The organism is Saccharomonospora saliphila YIM 90502, from assembly GCF_000383795.1.
GTDB classification, from domain to species: Bacteria; Actinomycetota; Actinomycetes; order Mycobacteriales; family Pseudonocardiaceae; genus Saccharomonospora; species Saccharomonospora saliphila.
This window is the reverse complement of record NZ_KB912629.1, coordinates 28,677-38,436: the sequence shown is the minus strand read 5'-3', so window position 1 is coordinate 38,436 and position 9,760 is coordinate 28,677. Positions and strand designations below refer to the sequence as shown.

General features: G+C 71.3%; 9 protein-coding genes and 1 pseudogene. 5 read left to right on the top strand and 5 right to left on the bottom strand.

All coding sequences use genetic code 11. The features are described 5' to 3' along the window. Positions 1-75: 75 nt before the first annotated feature. Together SACSA_RS0104270 and SACSA_RS0104265 are read left to right on the top strand one after the other, a co-directional pair. Positions 76-789 (top strand): NUDIX hydrolase, encoded by a 714-nt coding sequence (locus tag SACSA_RS0104270; protein ID WP_019813811.1) that lies wholly within the window; start codon positions 76-78, stop codon positions 787-789. Positions 790-797: 8 nt separating this feature from the next. After that, on the top strand, positions 798-1,982 hold the full coding sequence (locus SACSA_RS0104265) for a MarP family serine protease (RefSeq protein WP_019813810.1): 1,185 nt from the start codon (positions 798-800) through the stop codon (positions 1,980-1,982). Positions 1,983-2,012: 30 nt separating this feature from the next. Here the strand turns inward: SACSA_RS0104265 and SACSA_RS0104260 are convergent, their stop codons facing one another. The 4 genes from SACSA_RS0104260 to SACSA_RS0104245 form a co-directional block, all read right to left on the bottom strand. Continuing rightward, positions 2,013-2,963: an alpha/beta fold hydrolase gene (locus SACSA_RS0104260; protein ID WP_019813809.1), complete on the bottom strand. Its 951-nt coding sequence runs from the start codon at positions 2,961-2,963 to the stop codon at positions 2,013-2,015. 5 nt (positions 2,964-2,968) lie between these two features. Next, positions 2,969-3,505 (bottom strand): phage holin family protein, encoded by a 537-nt coding sequence (locus tag SACSA_RS0104255; RefSeq protein WP_028661528.1) that lies wholly within the window; start codon positions 3,503-3,505, stop codon positions 2,969-2,971. Positions 3,506-3,637: 132 nt separating this feature from the next. Further along, entirely contained in the window at positions 3,638-4,357 is a 720-nt protein-coding gene (locus SACSA_RS0104250) for a VIT1/CCC1 transporter family protein (protein WP_019813806.1), read from the bottom strand. A gap of 129 nt (positions 4,358-4,486) precedes the next feature. Further along, positions 4,487-5,014 (bottom strand): DUF6319 family protein, encoded by a 528-nt coding sequence (locus SACSA_RS0104245; RefSeq protein ID WP_019813804.1) that lies wholly within the window; start codon positions 5,012-5,014, stop codon positions 4,487-4,489. Between the two features lie 587 nt (positions 5,015-5,601). On the opposite strand from SACSA_RS0104245, the gene SACSA_RS0104240 reads away from it, so the two are divergent. Together SACSA_RS0104240 and SACSA_RS0104235 are read left to right on the top strand one after the other, a co-directional pair. Continuing rightward, the gene (locus tag SACSA_RS0104240) at positions 5,602-6,432 is read left to right on the top strand and encodes a L,D-transpeptidase family protein (protein WP_083940148.1); all 831 of its coding nucleotides are present in this window, start codon (positions 5,602-5,604) and stop codon (positions 6,430-6,432) included. Positions 6,433-6,497: 65 nt separating this feature from the next. After that, the gene (locus tag SACSA_RS0104235; RefSeq protein ID WP_019813799.1) at positions 6,498-7,310 is read left to right on the top strand and encodes a choice-of-anchor P family protein; all 813 of its coding nucleotides are present in this window, start codon (positions 6,498-6,500) and stop codon (positions 7,308-7,310) included. Between the two features lie 151 nt (positions 7,311-7,461). Here the strand turns inward: SACSA_RS0104235 and acs are convergent, their stop codons facing one another. Further along, complete coding sequence (gene acs, locus SACSA_RS0104230) at positions 7,462-9,441, bottom strand: acetate--CoA ligase (protein WP_019813797.1); 1,980 nt, start codon at positions 9,439-9,441, stop codon at positions 7,462-7,464. 166 nt (positions 9,442-9,607) lie between these two features. On the opposite strand from acs, the pseudogene SACSA_RS21430 reads away from it, so the two are divergent. After that, a pseudogene (locus SACSA_RS21430) lies at positions 9,608-9,760 on the top strand (oxidoreductase); the annotation flags it as partial.

The following is a 9,760-nucleotide window of genomic DNA, read 5'->3' as shown; positions in this document are numbered from 1 at the left end:
CGAGGTCGGTCTCGTGACCGAGCCCCGGCTCTTCGGCTCGGTCGCCGACGTTCGCGCCGCCGTGGAGCGTGCCCGGTGACCGGCCCGCTCGTGTCCCCGGCCGAGGCTCCCCGGTGGCTGCGCGGCCTCGTGGAGGTCAGCGCCACGCTGGATGCCACGACGTTCACCCGGTTCTCGGTGCCGTCGACAGGGCCGGCCCGGCGCGCGTCGGTGCTCGTCCTGTTCGGCGCCGACGCCGACGGTCCCGACGTGCTGCTGCTGCGCCGGGCGGACACCCTCGGCTCGCACGCCGGGCAGGTGGCCTTCCCGGGCGGCGGCGCGGAGGACGGGGAGGGGCCGGTCGAGACGGCCTTGCGCGAGGCACGGGAAGAGACCGGTGTGGAACCCTCCGGGGTGCGGCCGGTGGCGCTGCTGCCCGAGTTGTACGTGCCGGTGTCCGGGTTCGCCGTCACTCCGGTGCTCGCGCACTGGCACCGCCCGTCGCCCGTCGGGCCCGTGGATTACCGTGAGACCGCCGCCGTGGCGCGGGTGCCGGTCGCCGATCTGGCGGACCCGGTCAACCGGTTCCAGGTCCATCGGCCCGACGGTCGCGGCGGTGGCTGGCGCGGACCCGCCTTCGAGGTCGGCGGGCTGTTCGTGTGGGGTTTCACGGGCGGCCTGCTGTCCGTGCTGCTCGACCTTGGCGGCTGGTCCCGCGAGTGGGACCACACCGATGTCCGGGACCTGGACACGGCGCTGGCCGAGCACGAGGCGCGCACGCGGCAGGCCCCGGTGGCCGACGGCGAATAGGGAGAGACGTGAACTGGGTCGACGTGCTGGTCATCCTGCTGGCGCTGCTCGCGGCCGTGTCGGGAGCCAGACAGGGTGTCCTCATCGCGCTGCCCGCGTTCCTCGGCGTGATGCTCGGCGCGGTGCTGGGCATCCGCATCGCGCCGGAGTTCGTGGACCTGTTCGAGAACCCCGCCGCGCGGGTCGCCTTCGCCGTCGGCGTGGTCATCCTGCTCGTCGCGTTCGGGGAAACGCTCGGGGTGTGGCTGGGGCACAAGCTCAAACGCAGGGTGTCCTCCTCGGCGGGTTCCGGTGTGGACAGCGCGCTGGGCGCGATCGTGCAGGGTGTGGTCGTCTTCGTGGTCGCCTGGCTGATCGCGCTGCCGTTGACCAGCGTCGCGGCGATGCCGGGGCTGGCAAGGGCGATCAACAACTCCGCCGTCCTCGGCGGGGTGAACACCGTGATGCCCGAGGCCGCCCAGGGGCTTCCCGGCGAGCTGCGCACGATGCTGGACGAGTCGGGATTCCCCTCGATCGTGGCACCGTTCCAGAACGCGCCTGTGCGGCAGATCCAGCCGCCGGACCCGGCGTTGCAGGACAGCGAGGTGGTGCGGGAGCTGCGTCCGAGCGTGCTCAAGGTGCGCGGCATCGCACCCTCGTGCTCGCGCTCGCTCGAAGGCAGCGGCTTCGTCGTCGCACCCGAGCGAGTGATGACGAACGCGCATGTCGTGGCGGGCACCGACGAGGTGGCCGTCGAGACCACGCGGGGCAGGCGCGAAGGCAGGGTCGTCTACTACGACCCGGGCACCGACGTGGCGATCGTGGCGGTACCGGGCCTGACGGCGCAGCCGCTGCCCCTGACCCAGGAACGGCCCGACGCCGGTGACGACACGATCGCGCTGGGCTACCCGCTCGACGGCCCCTACACCGCGACCCCGACGCGCATCCGGGAGCGGATCGACCTGCGTGGCCCGGACATCTATGACTCCGAGACCGTGGTGCGAGACGTCTACACCGTGCGCGGCGAGGTCCGCAGCGGGAACTCGGGCGGCCCGTTGGTCGCTCCGGACGGCGACGTCGTGGGCGTGGTCTTCGGTGCCTCGGTGGAGAACCCGGACACCGGCTTCGCGCTCACCGCCGAGGAGGTGCGCCGCGAGGTGGAACAGGCTCCCGCCTTCAGCGCCGAGGTCCGGACCGGAACGTGCACGGGCTGACGACGCGGCGCCCCGGCGGCCGGGCCGGGCTCACCCGTGGAGGCGCAGGAACTCCCGCAGCACCGCGCCGGTCACGGCGGGCGCTTCGAGGTGCGGGAAGTGGCCGACGCCGTCGAGCAACTCGAACCGGGAGCGCGGCCCACGCCAAGGCGCCGACTCCCGCGCGGTGTCGGTGAGCACGCATCCGTCCTCGGCACCGTGGAGCTGGAGCACCGGCGCCCGGCTGCGCCCGCCGACGGCCGCGGCGAAGCGCCTGCCGTCGCCCCGGAACTGGGAGCGGAACGCCCACCGGTAGTACTCGAGTGCGCTGTGTGCCACGCCGGGCACGCGGAGCGCGCTCCGCATGCGGCGCATGGTGTCGCCGAACGTGGGCCGGGACGGCCAGCCCGGCCCCGACCACGCCAGCACCAGGCGTTCCAGCTCGGCCGCGTCGTCGGCGACCAGCCTGCGTTCGGGCAGTATCGGTAGCTGCGAGCGCACCAGGTGGCGCATCGCGGCGGCCTGGCCTCGCCGGCGCGGCAGCGAACGCCCGAACGCCGACCGGAGCGCGATCGGGTGCGCACCACCCAGGACCGACACCGAGCGCACGATGCGGGGATGCAGAATCGCCGCCGACCACGCGAGCAGGCCACCCCAGCCGTGCCCGACGAGGTGGGCGTCGCGTTCCCCGAGCGCGCGCACCAGGCCCGTGACATCCCCGGCCAGGGTCCAGCCGTCGTAACCCCGGGGTGGCTTGTCCGAGTCGCCGTAGCCGCGCAGGTCCACCGCGATCACCCGGAATCCCGCGTCGGCCAGGTCGCGCACCTGGTGATGCCAGACCCACCAGAACTCACCGAAGCCGTGCAGCAGCAACACCGCCGGGCCGGAACCGGATTCGGCCACGTGCAGCCGGATGCCGTTGGCCGAGACGTCCCGGTGGGTCCACGGCCCCTCCAGCCGTACGCTCGACGGGTCGGGCGCCTGCGCCGACGAGTCCGGCAACCCGGTCAGTGCCCCGCCGGGGAGGACGCGCCCGCCGTCGCGGGGTGGCCGCTCACCTCCGGGCTCGCGGGGTGGCCGCGGTGCCGGAGGGTGTCGGCGGTGTCCTTGAGGCTGTCCAGCGAGCGCTGCGGCTTGCGGACGCGCTTCCACTTGCGCAGTCCGAGGTAGCCGAACAAGCCGGCGACCACGAGCATCGACAGGAACACGATGCCGAACGCCGCCCAGCGCGGCAGCCACTCGGCGAGCAGCTCGCCGAGGAAGAAAAAGAAGAAGAACGAGCTGTACAGCGCGACGACGCCGGCCACGACGAAGAAGACACTGCCCTTGGCGGCCTTCTTCGCCTCGCCGACGGCCTCGGACTTGATCAGCTCGACCTCGGCCCTGACCAGCGTGGACACCTGACGCGCGGCGTCGCTGACCAGCGAGCCGATCGACTCCTGCTCGCCTGCGCTTCCGTCGTCGGAGGACAGCGGGATGTAGGGCACGGCACCCGCGCGGTCGCTGTCGCCTGAGTGGTGTTGGGGGCTGCTCACGCGCCTCATCGTGCCACGTGATCAACTCATCGGCGCGCCGGGCGCGCGGAGTGGTTCGGGCGCGCCGCGCGCCGGTGTGGTTCGGGCCCTGCGCTGGGCGCCGGTGTGATCGGTGTGCGCCTGGCGGACGCGTGGAGCGAGTCAGCCGAGCATCGTGCCGGAGGCGAAGCCGACGGCGTAGGTCACCGACATGGTCAACGCCCCGACACCGACGTTGCGCAGCGCTGCCCTCGCCGGTGGTGCGTCACCGAGCCGGGCGCTGACCCAGCCGGTACAGGCCAGTGCGACGACGACGGCCGCGGCCGTGGTGAGCACCCGCGTCGACGGCGGGCTCAGCGTGATGGCCAGCAACGGCAGCAGCGCGCCGACCGTGAAGGAGAACATCGAGGCCCATGCGGCCTGCCACGGGCTCGTGAGCTGGTCGGGGTCGATGCGGAGTTCGGCTTCCGCGTGCGCGCGCAGCGCGTCGTTCTCGGTGAGCTCGCGGGCGACCCGGGCGGCGAGCGCGGGCGAGAGGCCCTTGCGCTGGTAGATCTCGGCGAGCTCGCGCTCCTCTTCCTCGGGCATCGTGTGCAGCTCCTGGCGTTCGAGCCGGAGCATCGCGCGCTCGGTGTCACGCTGGGTGGAGACAGAGACGTACTCGCCGCCCGCCATCGACAGCGCTCCCGCGACCAGACCCGCGATCCCGGCCAGCAGGACCTCGGTGTGCCCGGCGGTCGCGCCCGCGACGCCGACGACGAGTCCGGCGGTGGACACGATCCCGTCGTTGGCGCCGAGCACCCCCGCGCGCAACCAGTTCAGCCTGCCACCGACGTCGTGCCGGTGCGGCTCGTCGCGGTGGGGGATCTGCCCGTCGGCCACAGCGCCATCCCAACGCACACCGCGGACGCGGGCAACACGGACACGCGGGCGACACGATGTGGGCGACACGGGTCGCCCGGTGCGGGCGGGGACCGGCCGAGCACCGGCGCGGCCCCCGCCCGGATCGGCTCAGCTTTCCAGTTCGGCGAGTGCCTGCCTGGCCTGTTCGAGCTCGGCCTCCAACTGGGCCACCTTCGCCTGCTGCTGCTCCTTCGCGGCGTTGATGACCTCGTCGATCGGGGCGGACAGCTCCTCGTGCAGCTCCTTGGCCGCGCGCGAGACCGCCGCCGCCGGGATGTCGAGTCCCCGGGCCACCCACTTGCTGCCGTGCTTGAGCTCGGCCTGCCACTCGCCGTCGGCCGTGCCCGTGACGGTGAGGGTCAGCTCCACCGTCCGGGTCTTGCGGGCACCACCCTTGCCCTTGCCGCCGCCCTTACCGCGCTGCGGCTTGCCCTGTTCCTGATCGCTACCGGACTGCTCGCCACCGGACTGGTCACTACCGGACCGGTCACCGGTCTGCTCCGCGGGCCGGTCGTCGCCGGTGTGCTCGGCGCCGGCCTGCTCCGCGGGCCGGTCGGCCGGCTGCGCGGGTGTGCCGTCCTCGTGCGGCGGGGCGTCCGTGGTCTGGATCGCGGAACCAGCGGAATCAACGGTCATCGTTGGTGTCGTCTCCTTGCCCGGCTGAGGGTGTCGATGCAGGCGGCCAGGATAGAACGTGCGTTCGACTCACGCCTCGCCGGGTGCGACGGGGGAGCGACGGCGAAAATGCCGCGCGGAAACGCGCGAGGTTGCGCCTGTGACTGTATCGAGACCTTCATGAAATGTTTCCGGTCGATCTTCCCGAGTGTTCTGGCGTTACACCTCTCCACACGAAAGAGTGAAACGCGGGGCGCGGCGGTGGCGGCGAGTGTGTTTTCGCAGCTCCCGCCGATTCCGCGCTGGGCGTGAGGGGGTGTACGGACCACCGTTCGGTCACAGTTCGGACAAACTCTCGGTAACGCCCGCACCGACTGTGACGATCACTCGTTCTCGTTGGCATGCGGGCGATCGGCGACACGGCGACCGTCGACGTGTGGACAGTGCCGTGCCCTGCCAGAAGGTCCGGCCGCCGCTTCGGTGGAGGGGAAGACTCACGCTCACGTGCGCATTCACGCCGAAAGGGAACCTGCTGTCGGGGCGTGAAAGAGGCTTTGTTTTAATAGCTCTCGCCTCGCCCAGTCGATCAATGCCCCAGGGACTGTGAAATGGAAAGTACCGAGATTCGCCACGATCGCCCCGCCCGCCGTGCGGGCGGCCGGACGTCCTCGCCCCGGAAACGGGTCGCGCTCGCGGCCGTGACCACGCTGACGCTGCTGACGTCGGCCTGCGGTGGAGGCGGAGGTGACTCCGCCGAGGCCGCTGGTGGTGCGCAGGACGCGAACACGTTGCCCGAAGCGACCACGTACGGAGAGATCCCGAACGCGCCCAAGGACCCGGCGCCCGCCGAACCCACGGACGGCGAGGTGCTGCACCCCAAGCGCGAGCTCGCGATCCACGACGCGGTCGACGGCACCGAGATCGCGCGTCTCCCGGTCGAGCAGATCTCGTCCCCGACCTGGGTCCCCGTCGTCAAGCGTGAGGGCGACTGGGCCCAGATCCTGCTCCCCACGCGTCCCAACGGGGCGACGGGCTGGATCAAGGCGGGCGAGGACGCGGTCGAGACCGCCGAGAACGACTACCTGGTCAATGTCGACCGTGAGGCGTTCACGCTCGAAATCCTCAAGGGTGGCGAGCAGATCGGCGAGTGGCAGGTCGGCCTCGGCAAGGAGGAGCACCCGACCCCGAAGGGGCGTGCCTACATCATCGCCTCGATCGAGGAGACCGTGAACGACTACAGTCCGATCGTTCTCCCGCTCAGCAGCCACTCGAGCTCGCACAAGACCTACGGGGGTGGGCCCGGCACGGTCGGGTTCCACACGTGGCCCGACGACAGCTTCGTCGGCAAGCCGTCGAGCGACGGGTGCATCAGGGTGACCCAGGACGCCCTCGACGCACTCGCCGAGCTTCCTCTCGGCACGGTCGTCAACATCCAGTGATCGGCCGCCGGTTCGCTCGCGACACCAGCACATTCGCCAGTTCCCACTGAACGAAAGGTAATTCCTTGTCCAAGAAGAAGACGGCCCTCGGCGCCGGTGTCCTGTCCGCCCTCGTCGCGGGCGGCGTCGCGTTCGCCCCGGTGGCGACCGCGCAGCAGCAGGACTCCGCCTACGCGCTCGGCGCGAGCGGGCTGCTCAACGTGACCAAGGTTCCGCACGTGGTCGGCGAGGGTAAGGACCACCTGGTCTACTCCGCGCTGCCCTCGGCCGACCAGGCCATCCTGACCGCGGGCGTGTTCAACGCCGCCGTCGACACGGGCTTCGCCACCGCCAGCACCGCGGACGTGGGCGTCGACCTGCCGGTGCCCGGTGCGCCCGGCATCAAGGCGTCGCTGATCGAGGCCGAGTGCGACAACCTCAACGCGACGACCTCGATCGTCGACCTCGAGGTCGGCGGCGAGAAGATCGAGCTGAACCAGATCAAGCCGAACACCAAGGTCGTCCCCGGCCCGCTGGAGGGGATCGCCCAGCTGACGCTGAACAAGCAGGAGGATAACGGCGACGGCACCACGACCGTCACCGCGCTCTCCCTGGAGATCCTGGGCAAGACGCAGACGCTGGACCTCTCCTCCGCCACGTGCGGCAAGGGCGACGACGACAGCGAGGACCCGGCGGAGCCGACCGAGCCCAGCGACCCGACCGAGCCCTCCAAGCCGGAGGACCCGGACGACGGTGACAACGGCGACGACGGCGACAACGGTGACAACGGCGGCGACGACGGCGACAACGGCGACGACGCGCCCGGCGACACCCCGGACGAGGGCGGCAAGGCCCCGAAGCCGGTTCCGCAGCCCGGCCACCTGGACGTGACCGGCTGAGCTGAGCCCACCGGGCTCGCGACAAGGCGGGGCGGCCTCCACCACGAGCAGGGTGGAGGCCGCCCTTTTTTCGTACCTCCGGTGGCGCCGCGCCGGTCGCGCGTCCCGGACGGTTCGTGGCCGGGACCCGCCGGCCACGAACCACCGCTCGTTACTCGTCGCCCTTGCCGGAGCGCAGACCGCTGGAGATCAGGTCCATCACGGAGCTGTCGGCCAGGGTCGTCACGTCGCCGACCTCGCGGTTCTCGGCGACGTCGCGCAGCAGCCTTCGCATGATCTTGCCGGAGCGGGTCTTCGGCAATTCGGGAACGACCATGATCTGCCGCGGCTTGGCGATCGGGCCGATCTCGGAGGCGACGTGGTCGCGCAGCGCCTGGATCGCCTCGGCGCCGCCCGCGTCGTCCTCGGCCACCCCACCGCGCAGGATGACGAAGGCGACGATGCCCTGCCCCGTGGTCGGGTCGGCGGCGCCCACCACGGCGGCCTCGGCGACGGTCGGATGGGACACCAGCGCCGACTCCACCTCCGTGGTCGAGATCCGGTGCCCGGACACGTTCATCACGTCGTCCACCCGGCCGAGCAGCCACACGTCGCCGTCGGTGTCGTACTTCGCGCCGTCACCGGCGAAGTAGAAACCCTGCTCGGCGAAACGCGACCAGTAGGTCTCGCGGTAGCGCTCGTCGTCGCCCCAGATGCCGCGCAACATCGCGGGCCACGGCTTGTCGAGCACGAGGTAGCCGCCGCCGCCCTTGCCGACCTCGGCGCCGGTGTCGTCGACGACCTTGGCCGAGATGCCCGGCAGCGGACGCTGCGCCGAACCCGGCTTGGCGTGCGTGACGCCGGGCAGCGGCGAGATCATGATCGCGCCGGTCTCGGTCTGCCACCAGGTGTCCACGACCGGGCAGCGGCCACCGCCGATGTGCTCGCGGTACCACATCCAGGCCTCGGGGTTGATCGGCTCGCCCACCGAGCCGAGCACCCGCAGCGACGACAGGTCGTACCCCGCGGGGATGTCCGAACCCCACTTCATGAACGTGCGGATCAGCGTCGGCGCGGTGTAGTACAGCGAGACCTTGTAGTTCTGGACGATCTCCCAGTGCCTGCCCTCGTGCGGTGTGTTGGGTGTGCCCTCGTAGACGACCTGGGTGGCGCGGTTGGCGAGCGGCCCGTACACGATGTAGGTGTGGCCGGTGACCCAGCCGATGTCGGCCGTGCACCAGTAGACGTCCTCGCCGGGCTTGTGGTCGAACACCGCGTGGTGGGTGTAGGCGGCCTGGGTCAGGTACCCGCCCGAGGTGTGCAGGATGCCCTTCGGCTTCCCCGTGGTACCCGAGGTGTAGAGGATGTAGAGCGGGTGCTCCGAGTCGAACGCCTCGGGGGTGTGCGTGTCGGGCTGGGCCTCGACCAGCTCGTCCCACCACAGATCGCGTCCCTCGGTCCACGGCACGTCGTCGCCCGTGCGGCGCACCACGAGGACCTTCTCCACGCTCTCCGCGCCGTCCAGCGCCTCGTCCACGTTGGCCTTCATCGGCGCGGCCTTGCCCCTGCGGTACTGGCCGTCCGATGTGATCACCACCTTAGCGCGGGCGTCGTCGACGCGGGAGCGCAGCGCCGTCGGGGAGAACCCGCCGAACACGACACTGTGCAGCGCGCCGATCCGTGCGCAGGCCAGCATCGCCACGATCGCCTCGGGAACCATCTGCAACTGGATCGCGACGCGGTCGTGCGCGCCCACCCCGAGCGAGATCAGCGCGTTCGCCGCGCGGCTCACCTCTCGCCGCAACTCGGCGTAGGTGATGTCCCGGCTGTCGCCGGGCTCGCCGACCCAGTGGATGGCGACCTGGTCGCCGTGCCCGGCCTCGACATGACGGTCGACGCAGTTGTAGGCGACGTTGAGCTTGCCGCCCACGAACCACTTGGCGAACGGCGCCTCGGACCAGTCCAGTACGCGCGACCACGGTGTGTCCCAGTGCAGCCGCTCGGCCTGCCGCGCCCAGAACGCCTCCCGGTCGGCGTCGGCCTCGGCGTAGGCCTGCTCGCTCAGGTTCGCCTGTGCCGCGAATTCCTCGCTCGGAGAAAACGTTCGGCTCTCGGTCAACAGGTTGTCGAGTGCCGGTGACTTCTCTGTCATGGTGCGTGTCCTCTTCCAGATGCGACAAACAGGTCCGCGCTCACAGGCGCCGGTGGCGACGGTAGTACCCCATGTCACAAGAGTGCAGCCAGATCACGACGGTCGACAAGTGCCCGCCGACGAGCGGCTGACGAGCGGGCGACGAGCGCTGCCTATGCTCACGGGCATGACCGATCCGCTCGCACCACTGATGGAGCTCGACGGCGTCGCCGAGGCGGCGGACAAGGCCCGGGACGCGGTGTTCGCCGTGCACCGGCATCCGGCCAACCTGCGCGGCGGGTCGGCGACGGCCGCCGAGGCGTCGGTCCGCGCGGCCCGT

Bases quoted from the DNA above. Each gene is read 5' to 3' on its own strand.
- acs (WP_019813797.1), bottom strand. From the start codon at position 9,441: ATGACAGAGAAGTCACCGGCACTCGACAACCTGTTGACCGAGAGCCGA.
- SACSA_RS0104255 (WP_028661528.1), bottom strand. From the start codon at position 3,505: ATGAGGCGCGTGAGCAGCCCCCAACACCACTCAGGCGACAGCGACCGC.
- SACSA_RS0104240 (WP_083940148.1), top strand. From the start codon at position 5,602: ATGGAAAGTACCGAGATTCGCCACGATCGCCCCGCCCGCCGTGCGGGC.
- SACSA_RS0104245 (WP_019813804.1), bottom strand. From the start codon at position 5,014: ATGACCGTTGATTCCGCTGGTTCCGCGATCCAGACCACGGACGCCCCG.